General features: G+C 40.0%; 15 protein-coding genes and 1 pseudogene. 1 reads left to right on the top strand and 15 read right to left on the bottom strand.

What is annotated here, in order from left to right; genetic code table 11:
* Positions 1-136: 136 nt before the first annotated feature.
* The 10 genes and pseudogenes from WMO65_RS15280 to WMO65_RS15235 all read right to left on the bottom strand — a co-directional run bounded on the left by WMO65_RS15280 (position 137) and on the right by WMO65_RS15235 (position 12,366).
* Positions 137-1,993, bottom strand: coding sequence for a VirD4-like conjugal transfer protein, CD1115 family (locus tag WMO65_RS15280; protein WP_435380252.1), 1,857 nt, complete (start codon positions 1,991-1,993; stop codon positions 137-139).
* Between the two features lie 77 nt (positions 1,994-2,070).
* Positions 2,071-2,589: a PcfB family protein gene (locus tag WMO65_RS15275; RefSeq protein WP_029730832.1), complete on the bottom strand. Its 519-nt coding sequence runs from the start codon at positions 2,587-2,589 to the stop codon at positions 2,071-2,073.
* A 31-nt stretch (positions 2,590-2,620) separates the two neighbouring features.
* Positions 2,621-3,100: a DUF6017 domain-containing protein gene (locus tag WMO65_RS15270; protein WP_349064407.1), complete on the bottom strand. Its 480-nt coding sequence runs from the start codon at positions 3,098-3,100 to the stop codon at positions 2,621-2,623.
* Positions 3,101-3,175: 75 nt separating this feature from the next.
* Positions 3,176-3,460, bottom strand: a pseudogene (locus WMO65_RS15265) (replication initiator protein A); the annotation flags it as partial.
* A 293-nt stretch (positions 3,461-3,753) separates the two neighbouring features.
* Complete coding sequence (locus tag WMO65_RS15260) at positions 3,754-3,900, bottom strand: hypothetical protein (RefSeq protein ID WP_172677208.1); 147 nt, start codon at positions 3,898-3,900, stop codon at positions 3,754-3,756.
* Positions 3,901-3,994: 94 nt separating this feature from the next.
* Positions 3,995-9,889 carry a SpaA isopeptide-forming pilin-related protein gene (locus WMO65_RS15255; RefSeq protein ID WP_349064405.1) on the bottom strand — a complete coding sequence of 1,965 codons (5,895 nt, stop codon included), beginning with the start codon at positions 9,887-9,889 and terminating at the stop codon, positions 3,995-3,997.
* A gap of 469 nt (positions 9,890-10,358) precedes the next feature.
* Positions 10,359-11,084, bottom strand: a complete 726-nt coding sequence (locus tag WMO65_RS15250) for an RNA polymerase sigma factor (RefSeq protein ID WP_117650442.1) — start codon at positions 11,082-11,084, stop codon at positions 10,359-10,361.
* Positions 11,085-11,191: 107 nt separating this feature from the next.
* Positions 11,192-11,329, bottom strand: a complete 138-nt coding sequence (locus WMO65_RS15245) for a hypothetical protein (protein WP_349064403.1) — start codon at positions 11,327-11,329, stop codon at positions 11,192-11,194.
* Between the two features lie 188 nt (positions 11,330-11,517).
* Positions 11,518-11,970, bottom strand: a complete 453-nt coding sequence (locus WMO65_RS15240; RefSeq protein ID WP_055282548.1) for a helix-turn-helix transcriptional regulator — start codon at positions 11,968-11,970, stop codon at positions 11,518-11,520.
* A 150-nt stretch (positions 11,971-12,120) separates the two neighbouring features.
* Positions 12,121-12,366 (bottom strand): hypothetical protein, encoded by a 246-nt coding sequence (locus WMO65_RS15235; RefSeq protein WP_349064401.1) that lies wholly within the window; start codon positions 12,364-12,366, stop codon positions 12,121-12,123.
* A 647-nt stretch (positions 12,367-13,013) separates the two neighbouring features.
* On the opposite strand from WMO65_RS15235, the gene WMO65_RS15230 reads away from it, so the two are divergent.
* Entirely contained in the window at positions 13,014-14,081 is a 1,068-nt protein-coding gene (locus WMO65_RS15230) for a helix-turn-helix domain-containing protein (RefSeq protein ID WP_349064399.1), read from the top strand.
* Between the two features lie 75 nt (positions 14,082-14,156).
* On the opposite strand, the gene WMO65_RS15225 is transcribed toward WMO65_RS15230, so the two are convergent.
* The 5 genes from WMO65_RS15225 to glmS form a co-directional block, all read right to left on the bottom strand.
* A complete protein-coding gene (locus tag WMO65_RS15225) occupies positions 14,157-14,345 on the bottom strand; it encodes a hypothetical protein (protein ID WP_181977584.1) in 189 nt (62 codons plus the stop codon).
* Positions 14,346-14,532: 187 nt separating this feature from the next.
* Positions 14,533-15,066 carry a VanZ family protein gene (locus tag WMO65_RS15220; protein ID WP_118031471.1) on the bottom strand — a complete coding sequence of 178 codons (534 nt, stop codon included), beginning with the start codon at positions 15,064-15,066 and terminating at the stop codon, positions 14,533-14,535.
* Positions 15,035-15,766, bottom strand: a complete 732-nt coding sequence (locus tag WMO65_RS15215; RefSeq protein ID WP_022004698.1) for an AraC family transcriptional regulator — start codon at positions 15,764-15,766, stop codon at positions 15,035-15,037. The genes WMO65_RS15220 and WMO65_RS15215 overlap by 32 nt, the downstream gene beginning before the upstream one ends.
* On the bottom strand, positions 15,735-16,058 hold the full coding sequence (locus WMO65_RS15210) for a hypothetical protein (RefSeq protein ID WP_118031469.1): 324 nt from the start codon (positions 16,056-16,058) through the stop codon (positions 15,735-15,737). Before WMO65_RS15210 ends, WMO65_RS15215 begins: the two co-directional genes overlap by 32 nt.
* Before the next feature lie 78 nt (positions 16,059-16,136).
* Positions 16,137-18,005, bottom strand: coding sequence for a glutamine--fructose-6-phosphate transaminase (isomerizing) (gene glmS, locus WMO65_RS15205; RefSeq protein ID WP_349064396.1), 1,869 nt, complete (start codon positions 18,003-18,005; stop codon positions 16,137-16,139).
* Positions 18,006-18,008: the final 3 nt, after the last annotated feature.

Below are 18,008 nucleotides of genomic sequence, written 5' to 3'. Positions count from 1 at the left end.
TCCTTTCGTAACTCCTGTTTTTCATTGTGATTTTTTACTGGTTACTACTCGGAGGGTTCCGCCCTGATGGGCGGTCTTTCATGCTTGTGCATATCGCTACCTCCCAAAAGGGCATAAAAAAAGAGCTATGTATGTTTTACGTTACATGCCCTGTGCCTTCATTTTCATTATTTGATTGTTCTTCCAGTTCACTGCCTTCATACATATAAAGGTCGAACTGTTCTTCCGGATCTAACCGGACTTCCATCTGATGTTTCATGTATTCTTCCACATGGAACTCATTCTTTTTATCATAATCGGATAACTGCTTATACCGTTTATGTTTTGTAATGTCAAATTTATCACTGTAAAACGGACGGACACCACGAAGCTGTAAAATACACTTGTTACCGTCCATGACTGCCAGTTCATCCCGACTCATCAATTCTTTTCCTGTTTTCTGATAGTTCAAACCGTAAGATCTGCTCTGTCCTCTTGTATCAGAAGTGTTATATAAGTCAATGGTTTCCTTACCCAGTGTTTCTGAAATTTCTTTCAGAGTGGTACTTTCCTTACCTCCCAGGAACAACATTGTGTCACAATTTCCCGTAATGGTTTCGGCTGCATCCTTGTAAATTGTCTTGAGCTGCGACTGGGACTGGAGTATAATGGAAGCAGAAATTTCCCTGCTTCGGATCGTTGCAATCAGCTTGTCGAACTTCGGAATCTGACCGATATTTGCGAACTCGTCACAAAGGATTCTCACATGATAAGGCAGTCTTCCATGATGAACATCATCGGCTCTGTCGCATAACAGATTGAAAAGCTGACTGTACATCATAGCAACCACAAAGTTAAAAGTATCGTCTGTATCCGAAATTACAATAAACAGTGCAGTTCTCTGATCTCCAATCATATCCAGTTCCATTTCATCATAAGAAGTCAGTTCCCTAAGTTCCGCAATATCAAACGGAGCAAGTCTGGCACCACAGCTGATCAAAATCGACTTCGCCGTTTTTCCTGCAGCCAGTTTGTATTTTTTATACTGCCTTACTGCAAAGTGGTTCGGCTCGTCCCTTTCCAACTCCTCAAATAACAGATCCACAGCATTTTTAAACTCTTCATCTTCTTCCCTGGTTTCACTGGCATTGATAAATTCCAGCAGGGTTGAGAAATTCTGTTCTTCTTCTGGTGCTTCATAATAGATATAACCAATCAAAGCACAATACAGCAGACGTTCTGCTTTCGTCCAGAAATCCTCGGAAGATTTTTCTCCCTCGCCCTTGGTATTTACCATGATTGTATTTACCAGTTTCAGAATATCTTTTTCTGAACGGATGTAATGAAATGGGTTATAGTGCATACTCTTGGCAAAATTGATGGTATTCAGCACCTTGATTTTATAAGGAGCCATTACCACTCTGCCATTTTTATCACGTAAAATCTTCCCATTTTTATCTTTCTTCGGTGTCCCTCGTGCTAACATTTTACCACATTCCACGATGATAGTCCCCTTTGGATCAGTTACCACAAAACTCACATTATCCGGCATCTGCATAAGCTGCGGTTTCACATAAAATCGAGTCTTTCCACTACCAGAACCTCCGATCACTATGACATTCTTGTTTCTGGCATACTTCGGTTTCTTTGGTCTGCTGTTCATGGTCAGACGTTCCGTTTGTGTCAGCAGAATATTATTCTCAAAGACCGGATCAATAAAAGGTGCTATATCCTTTTCATTTCCCCATCTGGCAGAACCATATTCCTCCCCCTGGCGAAACTTCTTTCCATTCTTTCCCTTGAAATATACCACTGCCCATATGCCAACTGCTGCGATTGTTCCCGCAACCAGACTTTTCAGCTTCATGCTTGGCAACAGCTTCTTAAAAGCTAATGGATAATTCATAAGAAGAACCATCAGCCTGTCTACTACTGTACTGCCCCTGCAATACTGATAAAGCCAGGTACATTTATTTACCACATAAAACACAACCACATACGGTATATGTAGCATAACCTTTTTTATTACTTCCACATTCGGGGGACGCACCTGAAAACCTTTCAGTTTTTTCTTTATATTTTTTATCCCACTCATAATGTTGGCTCCTTCTGCTTCTCTTTTGATTTCTCCCGTTCTCTCTGTTTGTCCTGGTTACGGGCTGTGATTGCCTGCTGTAATTTCTTACGAACAGATGGTTTCTTGGTTTTATTCAGTGTCTTTCCGGTAAACTCCCGAAATGCTGCTGTCATCACCTCCACATCTCTTGCCTTAAAGAAAACAAAATATCTTGGTGGATCTACAGACTTATCACGTTTTAGGCTGAAATCAATACCATATTTTTTTGCAACCTTTTCAAAAGCCTTAATGTTATTATCTGTAATCTCAATGTTGGAAAGTTGAATATTCTGCTGTGTCAGCTTCTTTAAACTCTGCTTTCCATGATATTCTTTATCCGGAGGTGCCTTTGTCTGCTGTTTTCTTGCTTTCTCTGCTTTTTCTTTCTCCACTGCCGCCAAAAAACGCATCATTGCCTGTTTCAATAAACGGACTGTCACTTTTCCACCAGTGATACATAACGATACGGTTTTCTCATTTACTTCTTCCTGCAATAGAATCACTCCCTTCCTGAAAATCTAAAATTCATATATTCCCTTCGTACATATCATGCTGCACCAAAGATGAGTAATAATTGCTGATGGTCAGCGGTGCATTATATAATACTGCCAACAAATACTGACGCATATTTACTACTTTACTGGTATTTTCTTTCATGCAATGCAATACGAACCGAATATGCTCTGCATCCAGTTTTAAAAACTGGCTTTTTACTACGGATAAAGGTTTTCTGTCCCCTCCAATCCGTATAAACTCCTGTTCCGAACACACCACATCTACCATTAACCCCACAATCTCATCCAACATATGCCGGTTGAAATCATCTACGATATAGTCATATCCAATGTGTTCAAGGATAATCTGCTGATAAGCATTCCTTTCAGCTTCTTTCCTTTTCACTTCACTGGCATCTGAATAGAAAGAAAGATACTCTGTATCGTTATTCTCAGTATTACTATCCTCTATATCATTACCTGGCAGTTTACACCTGTCTGCATCGGTCATTTGTACCTTTCCTGAGAAGTCATTTTGACCTGTCTGGAAGTTCTCTTTGAACCGTTCTGGTGATACGCATTTTTTTACATAGATTCTATCGGGATTTCCCAATCCCTGTCTGACTCTCGTAATCAATCCGATTCCTTTCCGGTCATCCAGTTCCTTTAACAAGCACCGGACTTTTTTTACTCCACATCCCATAAGCCCTGCTATCTGCTCCTGCGAAAAATATATATACACTTTTCCCTCCGAATCCATCCAGCGATTCTTCACAGATAACTGCATCCGGTCTAGCAATAGACCATACAACAACTTAGCTTCACAGGTCAGTTTTCCAAATACCGGACTGGTAAAGAGAATCTTGGGAATCCGATAGAACGTATACTGTTCTGCTTCCTCCCCGTAGTGATACGGGAATATGTATGTATCCTTATCCAGATTGTTTTTTCCTCTGCTCTTTTAGAATTTTAGCCATGCAATAGCCAATACAGGGATTTCTTCCATACGGACAGCCTTTGCATGGAACCCAAAACCTGTGTGCCGGATCTGGATCAGGTGGCTTTTCAGGAAGCTGATAAAAGCATCTCATCTGCCTGCATTCCTTTTTCTTTTCATTCCAGAAATAACAATATTCACAGGATTTCGGCTTGTCCTCTGCATATCTAATCGCCATCGCTTTCTGACTCCTTTCTCCTGCTCAGTTTTTCCAACATCTGATCTTCCTGTGATGCTACTCTCAGACAGCAATACATCACAAAATTAACTGCTGCAATAATTGCTACAACCGCTATAATTAATACCTGTTTCATAATACATTCTCCCTTCATTTTTCCTAGTATTAACCAGAAAGAGAGCATTTATGAATCTTTTTCGTCCATAAATGCCCTCTTAACTAACTGATTTTTATTTCTTCTTTCTTGCCACCCATACCGCTGACACTACACCTGCCATACCTGCTACTGCAAGCAGAATCCAAAGCAGCATATGTGTATCATCTCCGGTTTTCGGTGTATCTGTTACCTGTGTAGATGGTGTTTCCGGTGTTGATGTTTCTTCCGGTTTTACCTCATCTTTCATCACAACTTTCTGAATCTCTCCGGTATCTTCCACTGTGAACTTCACGTCCTCAGCTACCAGATAGCCCTCAGGGGCAGACTCTTCCCGAAGTGTATACTCCCCGATCGGAAGCATTTCAATGTAATGCGGTTTTTCCTCAGAAGTCCAGCTCTCTACCGTTTTACCGTCTTTGTCGAGAATTGTCAGTTTTGCGCCCGGCAGTTCTTTACCAGAAATATCCGTCTTGGAGATTTCCACCTTGGTCACATCGTCTTTCATCTCGATTTTCTGTGTTTCTGCGTTATCTTTAACGGTAAATGTAATGCTTTCCGCTGTCACAAAACCGTCTGCCGGTTTTGTTTCTGTCAGGGTATACTTCTGTCCGACTACCAGTTCTTTGATGATATGAGCTTCTTTGCCGGAAGTCCAGGAATCTACAACCTTACCGCTTTCATCCGTTACCTGTAACTTGGCACCTTCCAGCTCTTTTCCGTCTGTCAGGGAAGTCTTGGTAATCTCGATTACTGTCGGTTCATCCTCAAAAGTAAAGGAGTATGATACTTTTTCCTTTTCTGCACCTTCGTACTCAAATGTAAACTCCTGTGTTTCATCCGTCGTTGCAAATCCAGGTGCCGGGGAAGTTTCCTTGATATAATACTCAAAACCAATCGGTAAATCTGCTGTAAAAGTCAGTTTGCCGTCTTTATCCGTTGCCAGTTCTTCAATCACAGTATCCGCTTCCAGAATAACTTTTCCGTCTGCTCCTGTAATATCATTCTTAGCACAAAGGGCAAATACTGCACCTTCCAGTACACGATCAGAATCTTTCTCTTTTTTCACAACTTCCACTTCCGCTTTCTGGCGGTTGTTCTGCCAGTCAGCAGAGTAAGTGACTTCTGCAGTATCCTGGTCACGATATGTCAGATCAATCTCTCTTGCCTCATTATCCAGTACAAAACCATCCACTGTAGCTTTTTCTTTGACATAATATTTGCCAAGAGGAAGTCCTGATAACTTTGCAATGCCGGTATCATCCGTTGTAATGGTTGCTACCAGTTCGTCTTTTTTATAATAATCTTCACTTTCTCCGTCAGCAGATTTCACGTCCTCTAAAGCAAATACTTCAAAGGTAACATCTTTCAGACTGCCTGTTACATACTGGAATAAATGGCTGATCCATCCTCCAACAGAATCCAATGCCGTTACTTTATCCAGAAACTCTCCATTTTTATTGATGATGATCGTTCCTGCCGGCACATCATCTTTCATTTCCACTTTCTGGATTTCCCCGGTATCTTCAATCGTAAATGTGATTTCTTCTGCCTTGAGGTATCCATAAGGAGCCATTTCTTCCCTGAGAGTATAGGTTTCCCCTACAGTAAGCCGTTCAATCATATGCTGCTCACCTTTTACAGACTTCCATGTATCAACTACATTGCCATCTTTGTCCAGTACCGTAAGAGTAGCACCAGATAATTCCACGCCAGTAGTCAGATCAGACTTGGAAACCACAACTTTTGTAGGCTGATTCTTAAATACAGACGATAACTGCACGACCTTAACATCCTGTCCCTGGTACTCTGCTTTTACTTCCAGAACTTCATCTGAAGATACATAGCCATTCGGCGCTGCCAGTTCTTTGATATAATACTCTCCAAATGGCAGATCCTGTGTAAATACAGCTTTTCCATCTTCTCCGGAAACAGCTTTTCCAAGAAGTGTGTCTGCTTTCACAATCACAGTTCCATGAGCTTCCATATCATTCTTCGCATAAAGTCCAAATTCTGCCCCTGCAACTGCTTTTTCTGTATCAGCATCCTGTTTTTCCACCGAAATTTCTACCTTCTGGCGTTCATTCTCAAAAGTAGCTGTCTGCTCAATGACAGGTGTTTCCTGATCTTTGTAAGTAAAAGTGACTGTCTGTGCTTCGCTGTTTAAAACAAATCCTGTTGGCGCAGACGTTTCCACAATTTTATAACTTCCAAGTGGAAGATTCTTCAGGAGCGCTTTTCCCTCTTTATCGGTTGTAACAGTTTTTACAAGTGTTCCGGCTGCATATTCCAGAACACGGTTTCCATTGTCATCTTTCTGGAAATCAGCGGTATAAATATCCTCCGCAGCATAAATGGCAAACTCTGCTCCTTCCAGATTTTCTGTCTGATATGTAAAATCATCCTTGAATCCGTCCAGAACTTCGCCCTTTTTCACGATAGTCAGTTCTCCCTTAACTGGATGGTTCTCATAAATTGCTTCAATGATCACATCCCCGGAAGTTCCATCCATCTGATATGCAGTATTAGAATCCACTGTTACCTCATAATAATTTTTATTCAATGTGTAACCGAACGGGGCATTCACTTCCTCAATACGGTAATTTCCGATTTTCAGATTCTGCGGAAGAATCAAATATCCCTGCTCATCTGTAAAATAAGATTTGTGCTTAACCGTTGTCGGATAGGTTGTAACCTGCTCCACATACTTCTTATGATCCAGGTCATAAATCTTAAACTCTGTATTTTTCTGTAATACTGGTTTCTTAGTTTCATCATCCTGTTTGATGATTTTCAGCTTCGCTTCAAACTCATCATCCAGAAGTACTCTCCACGTCTGTGGCTGGTTCGGATTATTCTCTGTGATACGCACTGTAAAATCATCTACCGGAGTATAATTGTGAGGAGTTGTAGTTTCACGCACAATATAAGTTCCATATGGAAGTGCGATACTGCAAGCATAACCCTTTTCGTCTGTGAACATTTCTGTTGCACCATTTTCCCCGATCACAACTGGTGTTGCAGAAGCAAACTCATAGTTTCCGTCTGCTTTCTTTGTCAGGGAAGATTCCAGATATGCCGTAAATTCGGCACCTTTCAGCAGATCAGCATCTGTTTTTCCATTATTGGCTGCTTTGATGATCTGGAACGGCTGTTTCATTACCTGCTCCAGTGAAGTGCAGTCACGTTTAACCTCTGCTACCAGATCGCCTTCATAATTGCAGACCAGATCATGTTCTGTTTCGTCTGCCAGATAACCCACTGACGGACTAATCTCTTTCACATAGTAATCTCCAAGATACAAGCCATCTACAGAAGCCTGTCCATTCTTATCTGTTGTAAGAGTAGCAACCTGCTCCCCGGCTTTATAGATCACACCGGTAATACCGTCCGGATGAACAATATCATTACGAGCGTACAGTCCATAAACTGCTTTTTCCAGTGTCGCATCTCCCTGTGCAACCGCCTGTTTTGTTTCCGCATCTCTCTTTTCCAGAGAAATCTTTGCTTTGACTCTCTCATTTACAAATGTATGAGTGAATGAAACTTTCGGCTCACTGTCACTGGTATATGAGAACTTAAATGTATAAACATCTTTAGAATTTCTCAAATATCCCTGTGGTGCCTGTTCCTCTTTGACTACATAAGAAAATCCAATCGGAAGATCTGCGTTAAATGCCGCTTTTCCATCTGCTCCTGTCGTTAATTTTTCAATCAATGTGCCTTTCTTCACTACTACATTTCCGTCTGCGTTGGCAATATCACTGCCAGCATACAGAGCAAACACACCTCCAGATAACGGATTTTCGGTATCCTTGTCTTTCTTTACAACACTCACATCTGCCTTCTGTCTGTCATTTGTGAATGTCACATCAGAAAAGACTACTTCCACATTCTGTCCAGCATAGGAAAGTGTAACTGTCTTTTCCTCTCCAGCATTATAAAAGTTCTCCGGTGCCTGCATTTCTTTGACAACATAAGTTCCAAGATGCAGATTTTTCAGGATACAAGCACCGTTTTCGTCTGTCGAAAGGTTTTCTTTCACAAGATCGCCTTTGCTGTAAATCTTCGCACCATAGGCAGAGATAATATCTTCTCCTGCATATACATTATAAACAGCACCTTTCTGACGTCTGTTTTCATACTGGAATACTGTACCATTCTCGCTGACATCTGCCCCTGCAAGAACCTGTCCTTCTTTATATACAGTCAGTTCGCCAAGCTGCTCTTTATCCGGTACCGTTGTTGTCGTGGGCTTACTTGCTACCAGCTTCACATTGTAAGCGGTTGTATTTACCACATAACCTTTCGGTGCTGTGATTTCTTTCAGATATACCGTATCCTGTGTTTTTACAATCGTTGCAGAAGATTTGCCATTGCTGTCTGTTTCCGGCATTGTAGTAATCAGATTTTTGCAATCTGCATCACTGTAAATACCAAATACGGCTCCTGCAAGGTTTACATCTGCTGCTGAATCTTTCTTCATAACTTCTACAGTTGCAAGTTCAATCCAGGATACTTTAAAATCCACGTATTTTTCATCATCCACGCCTTCACCAAACACCAATGCCAGATCCTGATTTCCAGATCCTGTAGAAATCTTATAAGCTGAATAATCTTTAGTAATGCTTCCTTTCATTGTTGTAGACCAACTCTCTGCCACATCACTTACCTGTGTCAGTGGTGCTGATAGATAAAACTTCGTACCACCGCAGATTTCTACATTTGCTCCAGCTTTGCTTGTTTTTCCTGTTGACAGGTTATGAAGTTTTACACCTGCAGGGAGTTTCATAGTAATTGTCTGTAATGCATCTGCCTTAAATGTTATATCCTTTGTTCTCTGACTGTTACCCTCTACATAGGCTTTTACGTTTGCATCTGAAAAAGACATTGCCACTGATGGAATATCCGGTTGAGAAACGCAATAATTATAAAGTTTCTTTGCAAGATTCTGTGCAGTGCTGTTTGCACCTGAAAAAGCGTCCCCACTACCATTTGCATAAGATGCTGCAAGGTGTACCAGAATAAATCTGGCTCCGGCGCTTAAATTGCCGTATCCATTCTCTTCTGTGAAAAATCCATCATCTCCAGAAGCTTTTGTGCCATAATAACATACCTTAGCAAGTGCTTTTCCATCTCCCACCTTATTGATTGTATAAGTTCCACTTCCTGGTCCCGGCTTAGATGGCTGTACACAGTATGCTGTGGCAGATACATTACCAAATTTCACAGTATACTGATAAGTAAGGTAACTACCATATCCATAATCTGCGTAACGATACATGGTTCCCCTTGTAACAGAAACCTGCTGTGAACTTCTTACATTTCCTGCAGAAGCCATAAAGGTTACGGTTTCTCCTGCATCCATTGCATACAGATCAATTCCATTTGTTTCTGCCTGTTCCAGCACTTCAGGCACCGTAAGTTCAGTTTCCGTATCAACTGTGTTTTCCTGGTGCGACTCTGAATCGTCATCACTCTGCTCTGTATCTCCAGTGCCACTATCATCGTCCACTGTAATTTCAGAAGAACTCTCTGACTGCATTTCTGTTTCAGGTTCTTTTACAGTGATATTTCTGCTGATTCTGTAAGATGGATGACCACTTACCGGCTCTACCGCATATACTGCCTTGTAGGTGTCCGGTGTATGTGTATCGAAATCAGCTCCGGATTCATTTTTTGCTTCATAGAACATGATTTTTATTTTACTCTCATCCACTCCGTCAATACCAGACAGATCTACTTCCACTTCAAATTCCTGTCCATAGACAAGTTCAATGTCATTTGCTGTTACAATTTCATCTGGATCAAGCGAATCCTGTACCTCTTTTAATTCCGGATACTGCTGCTCAAACGGTATTTCTTCCGGTTCTAATTCCGATGCAGAAACAGCTACTGGCTGAACGATTACAGACGCTAATGTGGCAACTGCCATGACTCCTGATAAGAATCTTTTGAACTTCATTTTCATTTTGACTTAATCCTCTCTTTCTTCACTTATCATCGTTTTTCTTTTCAGCAGGTCTATACCTGCACTATTCAATCATTGGAACCACCTCCCGATGTTTTTGTTACTGATACCTGTACATTTCTGAAAAGATAACAGCACATGCATATAGCGGCACCTGCACGAAGCGAAGCACCGCCACATGGTATCTGCTGTCATCTCCATCAAATGGAAATAACAGTTTTAATAAGGATCAAGCATTTAAGCCGCAAGAGGCCGTTCCTTGTAAAAGTGCCTTTCATCCGTTTCCCTTTCACGTTCTCTCCGAATCCTGGCCGCTGGTTATTATGCGTAGCTGAGTTTCCGGGTATCCCCTCTTGCTATCTATATGAAATTGTCAAGGTACAAGTCCGGGCTTTTTCTTTTTGAAGAATTAACCCTTCACCTATAAAGCTCGGCAGAGGGTGTTTACCAACCCCTTTTGCAAACTTTTTTATTTTTTTCTCAGTTTCTTTTTCTCATTACTCTCTGCGAGTTCTTCTAAACTGGCTCTCAGCTTGGCAACTGCCTTATTTCTCATGTTGTTGACTGCTGCTGAACTGATTCCATGAATATCGGCATATTCCTGATAAGTCTGTTTCTCAAAATAAAGAGCATAAATAAGTTCTTTCTGCTTATCCGTCAGCATATCCATCATGTTTTCTGTCACCATCTGCTGAACAATCATTTCCTCCATGTCCGGTGCCACACTCTCTCCAAGCTGCATTTCTTCCATAGCAGAAGATAAGGAAATACAGCGTTTCTGATTGCAGCTATCCAGATTGATGCTCAGGCGATCTTCTCCTCGAAGAACAAAACGCAGATACCACTCAGCCTCTTCAAAGTAAGATTCCGTCAGATTACATCCATATCCATTTCCAGCCACAGAAGAATAGCGATAACCGGAAATATCTTCGATAGGAAATACTGTTACTCGATTCTGTGCCTGATAGACCACATATCCGTTCTTATAAACAGTGATCGTGACTACGCCTACCTCGTTCTTAATAATCTTCTGAGCAACAACCGGGTATTTCCCCTCCCGTAAACTTTTACAGCTCGGTTTCTTTTCGCCTTTCTTTGGAGATTCCACCATTTCTTTCAGTTTTCTAAGTGTCAGCATGACAACCACCTTTCTGCCTTTCGGCTCCGGGCTGTCAGCAGACAAAAAAAGCAGCAAAAAAAGACTCCGATCTGCCCGGTTTTTTTTATACCGAGCGACTTGCGAAGCCTCTCCTTGCTGCTTTATGTATCAATCAGCTATACAGGGCACTCCCTGCACGCAGATTAATCAGCGTTCATGTTTTCATTTTCTACCGTAGTGTTTTCAGCTTTATCAGACTTTTCATCCAACAGGAAACTAAAATCTCCCATTGCGTCATAGGGCTGATGTGCGATAAATTCCAGATATTCTTCTCGGCTCATAATCTGTTACCTCCTTTTTGATAATCTAATCCTATCAATTTTTTCCTCAAAAATCTGAACTCTTATGTTCGAATTGATTTTTACACCGAACAAATTTGTTCGATTCCTATCTGAAACACATAAAAAAAGCAACCATTCTATATGACATCAGAATGATTGCTTAACTTTTTAAATATATTTTTTTCATTTTAGATAGCAGCAGCTTTTAACATCAGTTCTATCTGTTGCACCATAATTTCTTTCTTTTTAACATCTTCAATATCCATAACTGAATTCATAGCTGCTTGTAACCTCCTCTCCAAATCCTCATTTTTACTACATTTACTCTTTATATTGGTAATCGCCTTCTGTTGCATTTCAGTACGATACCCTTTATTCAAATTCTGGGCATACTCAATACATCGTTCCCCCATGTCTGTTGGAATAAAAAAGTCCGCTGTCACATGGGGCATCACCTCTAACATTATTGCAATCTGAACCGAAGTTAATTCTTTCGTTCCCTTCCAAACTCTTCTGACTGTCATCGTGCTGACATCAAGTGCCGCTGCTAACTCAGTTTGATTCACTTTATTCTGTTTACACCAGCTTTTAATTTCGCTTCCAATAGAACTTAAAGTCCGCACTTCACAGTCAGATGCCATTTTGATCACCCCCTTCTAACAGATTTCGAATATTCATCTCTTAAAAATAAAGAGAATTATAGCCGGAACAAAATGACTTGCATTTCTATCCCGGCCTTCAAGATCTGTTATCCGTTTAGAAAAAGGTAGTGATTTTTACCATCTACGGTTTCATCTCATACAGTACTTCCAGAGCGAACTTTCTCTGTTTATCCTTAACACATAACTTCCTGCTGCCAGATTCTTCCCCAATCTTAGCAGAGAGTTTCCCCCAACTACCGTCATCATTTCGTTATTTGCTACTATAAAATTTTCAAGTATTTCTCTTCTTAAAACAGTTCCACCCACAACGTCGATAACAGCCTGGTCGAATGTTATCAGACGCACCGTTTCTATCTTCTTCTTTTTTTTCTTCATAATGTATTCTCGCATTCTTCTCTGTCTTCCAAGCTATATTAGCCTTAGAAATTGTATCTATTTTACATATTTTTCACACAAATTTAATATGTTTATCATCAAAAAAACTTGACTTCATTTTCTTTGCATGATATACTAATGAGCGTTGTATTTGACAACTTTTCCTATAACCATTGAAAAATGGGCATATGGAAAATAGAGCTAGAGGGAGCGAATCAACGATTGCTCAGTAATGATACATTAGTATTCGGGTTCTAGACGGATGTCTTGTACAACATGAAATAGTACTGATAAAGCCGACACCAAGCCCATAAAATCCGACTGCCAATCGGACTAGACCAGAGGGTTGATGTCGATTTTGTCTGTATAAGCGGTTTTTAGGTCTACTCCCTTGCCAGGGGAGTAGGTCTTTTACATTATAACATTACTGCCATTTATTGTCAATATGCACTATAACTAATGTGTTATGGTGCGTTTTTTTGTGCAAATTGCATTATTTGCGTGTCAATCATTTAACAGCGTAGTCCATTGCATGTTAAATATTTTTTTGTGCAATTTTTTGCGCTTTTATTATTTTCATCTCTTTCTGTTTGTGATACTATAGATTTAACCATTAATTTCTCTTTTTCTGAAAGGAGTCCTGTACCATGAACAATCAAGAAATCCTCCAAAAAATCGTCGCCTATATTGAAGCCATTATGGTCGATAAATCCATGACCTCTCGTGATCTCGCAGAGATATGTGCAAAAAAGTCAGGAAAAATGTCACCTCGAACGATTGACAAAATGTTTAAAACCCCATCTTCTACTACATTATCTACTTTGTTAAAAGTATGTGATGGTTTGGATTTAAACTTAAATGCGGTATTTCATTCCATCGAAATTGCAAAAACATCAGCAGAGAATGGGCAGCAACGTCTTGTCTATGAAATTGACAATCCCGCTTACAACGGTTATACAGGAAACTACCATGTGTTTTATCTGCCAACATCGGCTTACCCAGAAGACCATGCTGACCAGACTTTAGTACATGGAGTCCTGAAGTTGGGCGATTTCAATTCTATGCATGAATGTTCTGCAATTCTCGATATTGATTCAGGAGATTTAACTACGGAGGGTTCTCCTTTTTCCAAGCATTACGAGGGTACGTTAATCTATTCCTCTAACAGTCAGATGTTCTGCCGACTTGTTTGTAGTAAATACGGAGATATGTGGTTCATGGTTTTCAATCATGGCAATCTCAACAACAAAGAACTTGCCTGTGTTGTAGGTTGTGCTGCTACAGCTTCATCCGGACGTATCCGCCATCCAGCTATCCATCGCTTTTGTTTATGTAATATGCAGCAATATCCTGTGATAGATCCTGATACCCAATCATTAATCGAGGGGCTTCTCAGAATACAGGAAAAGCATATTATTATTAAAAAAGAAACTGTAGATACGCTTTTGAAACAGGGATCTTTTGATCCAGCCTTCCGCACAAATCTTGAAAATTATTTGAATATTGCTCAAGTATACTATGCTTTACCGAAAGGCACATTAAAGGAAGATATTCCGCTGGCAACATCAATAAAGGAACTGGCAAAATTATCTAACGTATCTTCCCTTGAAAAAACATACCATATTCTTCACGAAGATGATCGTGAGTTATCATGCATCCTGAAAAACTGCCTTACTGCTCCTACTGCACCAAAAGAGACATCTGAATCAGAATAACAAAAAAGGAGCCAGGAACATCCTTTTTTCCGAATGTTTCTGACTCCTATTAGTCCTTCGCTCAATACCAATTTATCAAACGGTTACAATATTCTTTTTTACTTCATATACAGTCAAAGAGCCATCCTTTTTGCGTCTGACCTCCGCATTATTTCCCCGATCTGTAATAGCACTGATTGTATTCAATAAATATAATGCTTTTTCTGCTTGTCCTGCTCTCTCTGTATTTTTCTGCGTATGACCTGTTTTCAAATCTGATCTCATCTCCAGTCCTCCAAGTAATATAAAATCACTCATACGGATAAGGGAAAGAAAACCGCTGATGAGTTTTGACGAGCCATCCCGAAACAGTATTTTACTGTTGCTCATCCAATAGATTTCATGCCAGGTAACAGGGCTGACCTCCTGTTTCCTTTCACATTTATGATTATACTATTAGAACATACGTTCGTCAATCTCTATTTTTCTTTTTCACGAAAATATTTGCAAAAAGGCAGCCTATCATACATCCCAGTCCATTATGAATCATATCGTCCCATTCAAATAAACCACGCATAAAAATCAACTGACTGACCTCTATTATTGCTGATACCAATATTCCTACAGCCAGAGCCTGATACCACTTCACTTTATGATTTGCAATTATGGGAAGCAGGACTCCGGCAGGTAATAACAATATGCAGTTCAGCAAATTCTCTTTTAATAACGTCCAATCATGGTAGCGAATAATATCTCTCCATGACCAGAATGGTACTAATTCATACTGACGAATAGTTCCCGTCCTGGTAAATACAGTTGATCCAAATACAATTCCCAGGAACACCACCAACGCCAATACTGCTGCTGCCTGAATTATATTCAACTTCTTTCTATGTACACACACTGCCATCGCTGTACATACCAGTATCAATACTCCTGTAAAAGCCAATATTTCATATCTTGACCATTGCTTATTATATGTTGTCCATATCTGGTAAATGTCCATTCAATTTCCTTTCTGTATCAATCAATCCAAATCTCAAGAACATCGGATACAAATAACTGGCACCGAATACTCCTAATTTTTTCGGTCCGTTTATATTTCCGTTCTTCTCTAACGTCGCTTTTAAAGCAACTTTCACACTACTTCTCGTTATAGATTTTTTCTTTCGATTAATCTGTATTTCATTTCCATTTACACCATATCGAAATCGTAATCCTTTTACCGTTGTAAAGGAATATCCTGAAAAAATTTCAATCGTACTCCACAAATATTTCTCCACACATTCCAAGGAAGCTCCCTTGCATATCTGTAATTGCTCAATAGCTTGCTTTCTTTTTCTGTACATTCTACAACGCTCTGCGTAAAGACTAAGTTCATCTACATTATAGATCATTTTGGTATATGGCAGATAGGAGTGTACAGATGACTTACTCAAACCAGTTGCTTTCATTATTTCCGGAATATTCATTCCCTGCTTTCGCATTGAGTTAATCTGCTCACTGTTTTCAGTATGATATATACCTGCAGTAATCAATATTTTTCGTGTTTTCATCAATGTAATGCCAAACTCTTCTGACACTTGCCTTAACGAAATACCTGTTCCATCAGCTATTCCCGAAGTATATGCCTCTACGATACAATTCTGGAACTGCTCCATTATTCTGTTCTGATCATACTCTGGTTTCTTTTTTGCTCTTCCCATTTTTCTTTACACCACTGTCATGATTGCTTTTATTTCTATTCTTCTCTCTCTTATATTCATCCCATGCATCCACTGCCTCTATGCCTGCCATCCATAGCACCAGGGTGTCTGCCCGAAGTGTTACTCCTAAATGCTTCAATATAAATGGTTCCGGCAAGAGCGAAAGCAAAAAAATCATCAATAGCATGTATGCTTTAAATAATTTAACTACATCTCTCCGCATACGTTTTCTCAAAAAACAATATCCCAAAACATAAAATATAATCACACCTGCTTTAAGCCATACTTTCATACTTTCTCCTTTTTTCGTGTCAATCCAATCATATTATACTAACACTCTGGCACCTGTCAGTGCCAGAGCATTCTTTCCTTATTCCACAGTAACACTCTTTGCCAGATTTCTAGGCTTGTCTACATCCAACCCTTTAGCTACACTGACATAATATCCCATTAACTGCAATGGAACAACTGCCAGACTTCCCACGAAGTGTTCATCTATCTTCGGAACATAAACTGCAAAATTTACCTGATCTTCAATCTCATACTTTCCATATGTTGTCAATCCCATCAAATACGCACCACGACTTTTACACTCAAGCATATTACTGATGGTTTTCTCGTAAAGATCACTCTGCGTCAGTACACCAATTACTAATGTTCCTGGCTCAATCAGACTGATCGTACCATGCTTTAATTCCCCGGCTGCGTATGCTTCAGAATGAATATAAGAAATCTCTTTCAGCTTTAAACTGCCCTCCAGGGAAATCGCATAATCAATTCCTCTGCCCACAAAGAACACATCATGAGCATTCGCATATTTCGCAGCAAACCATTGAAGTCTTTCTTTATCCTGCAAGATTTTCTGAATCTTATCCGGAATTGTCAATAACTCAGTAATGTAATTGCCATACTGTTCTTCTGTAATAGTATTTCTAACTCTGGCAAATTGAACAGCAAGACAATACATTGCCACAAGTTGTGCGCTGTAAGCCTTTGTCGTTGCCACTGATATTTCCGGGCCAGCAAGAGTATAGAATACTTTATCTGCCTCACGAGCAATACTGCTGCCAACAACATTTACGATTGCCAGAGTCGTTATACCTTTTTCCTTTGCCAAACGCAAAGCTGCTAAAGTATCTGCTGTTTCCCCTGACTGGCTGATGACAATAACCAATGAATTTTTATTTACTGGCATTTTTCTGTATCTAAATTCAGATGCAAGTTCCACTCTTACCGGAACATCAACTAAGTCCTCGATCACATACTGCGCTGCCACTCCAACATGCCAGGCTGAACCACATGCAACAATATATACCTGTTCAAACTGTTGAATCTCTTCTTCTGTAATCTCAACTGATGATAAATCAATACCATTATTTTTTATGACAGAACTTAAAGTATCCTGAACTGCTTTCGGCTGTTCATGGATCTCTTTCATCATAAAGTGTTCAAATCCCGCTTTTTCTGCTGCTTCAGCATCCCACTTAATTTCTGTTGTCTGCTTTTCAATCTCATCCCCATCAAGGTTAAAGAAATGAGCTTCTCCAGGTGTCAATCTGGCAAATTCCAGATTACCAATGTAATAAACATTTCTTGTATATTTCAGAATAGCCGGGACATCAGAAGCTACATAGGTTTCTCCGTCTGCCACTCCAATAATCATTGGACTGTCTTTTCTTGCTACCCAAATTTCTCCCGGATAATCTTTGAACATAAGTTCCAGGGCATAGGAACCACGCACACGAACCATCGTTTTTGCAATCGCATCAATCGGTCCGAGATTATACTTCTTATAATAATAGTCCACTAGTTTAATTACTACCTCTGTGTCAGTCTGACTGTAAAAAGTATAACCTTGCTTTAATAATTTTTCTTTAAGTTCTGTATAATTTTCAATAATACCATTGTGTACGCCAACTACTTCTGATTCTACTTCTCCAGAACCTGATCTTGTACAATTTCCAGATACATGCGGATGTGCATTAATCTGACTTGGCTCTCCATGTGTTGCCCAACGTGTATGTCCGATTCCACATGTTCCTATCAGTGCTTTTCCTTCATCTGTTTTTTCAATCAGATTGCCTAATCTTCCCTTGGCTTTAACCACCTGTGCCAAACGCTCCCCATCTCGCACAGCGATTCCAGCCGAATCGTACCCTCGGTACTCTAATTTAGACAAACCATTTAATAAAATAGGTGCTGCCTGCTGTGTTCCAGTAAAACCAACTATTCCACACATTTC

The sequence above is a fragment of the Blautia caccae genome (genome assembly GCF_040095955.1).
In the GTDB taxonomy this organism is placed as follows: Bacteria; Bacillota; Clostridia; order Lachnospirales; family Lachnospiraceae; genus Blautia; species Blautia celeris.
The sequence above is the reverse complement of the archived record's forward strand: the minus strand, read 5'-3'. Positions and strand labels throughout refer to the sequence as shown.

What these genes read in the sequence shown, in the direction of transcription:
- WMO65_RS15210 (WP_118031469.1), bottom strand. Translation starts at nt 16,058, where the DNA reads ATGAAAGTATGGCTTAAAGCAGGTGTGATTATATTTTATGTTTTGGGA.
- WMO65_RS15280 (WP_435380252.1), bottom strand. Translation starts at nt 1,993, where the DNA reads ATGCTACATATACCGTATGTGGTTGTGTTTTATGTGGTAAATAAATGT.
- WMO65_RS15225 (WP_181977584.1), bottom strand. Translation starts at nt 14,345, where the DNA reads ATGAGATCAGATTTGAAAACAGGTCATACGCAGAAAAATACAGAGAGA.
- WMO65_RS15220 (WP_118031471.1), bottom strand. Translation starts at nt 15,066, where the DNA reads ATGGACATTTACCAGATATGGACAACATATAATAAGCAATGGTCAAGA.
- WMO65_RS15255 (WP_349064405.1), bottom strand. Translation starts at nt 9,889, where the DNA reads ATGAAAATGAAGTTCAAAAGATTCTTATCAGGAGTCATGGCAGTTGCC.
- WMO65_RS15245 (WP_349064403.1), bottom strand. Translation starts at nt 11,329, where the DNA reads ATGAGCCGAGAAGAATATCTGGAATTTATCGCACATCAGCCCTATGAC.
- WMO65_RS15230 (WP_349064399.1), top strand. Translation starts at nt 13,014, where the DNA reads ATGAACAATCAAGAAATCCTCCAAAAAATCGTCGCCTATATTGAAGCC.
- WMO65_RS15270 (WP_349064407.1), bottom strand. Translation starts at nt 3,100, where the DNA reads ATGACCGATGCAGACAGGTGTAAACTGCCAGGTAATGATATAGAGGAT.
- WMO65_RS15235 (WP_349064401.1), bottom strand. Translation starts at nt 12,366, where the DNA reads ATGAAGAAAAAAAAGAAGAAGATAGAAACGGTGCGTCTGATAACATTC.
- WMO65_RS15240 (WP_055282548.1), bottom strand. Translation starts at nt 11,970, where the DNA reads ATGGCATCTGACTGTGAAGTGCGGACTTTAAGTTCTATTGGAAGCGAA.
- glmS (WP_349064396.1), bottom strand. Translation starts at nt 18,005, where the DNA reads ATGTGTGGAATAGTTGGTTTTACTGGAACACAGCAGGCAGCACCTATT.
- WMO65_RS15215 (WP_022004698.1), bottom strand. Translation starts at nt 15,766, where the DNA reads ATGGGAAGAGCAAAAAAGAAACCAGAGTATGATCAGAACAGAATAATG.
- WMO65_RS15260 (WP_172677208.1), bottom strand. Translation starts at nt 3,900, where the DNA reads ATGAAACAGGTATTAATTATAGCGGTTGTAGCAATTATTGCAGCAGTT.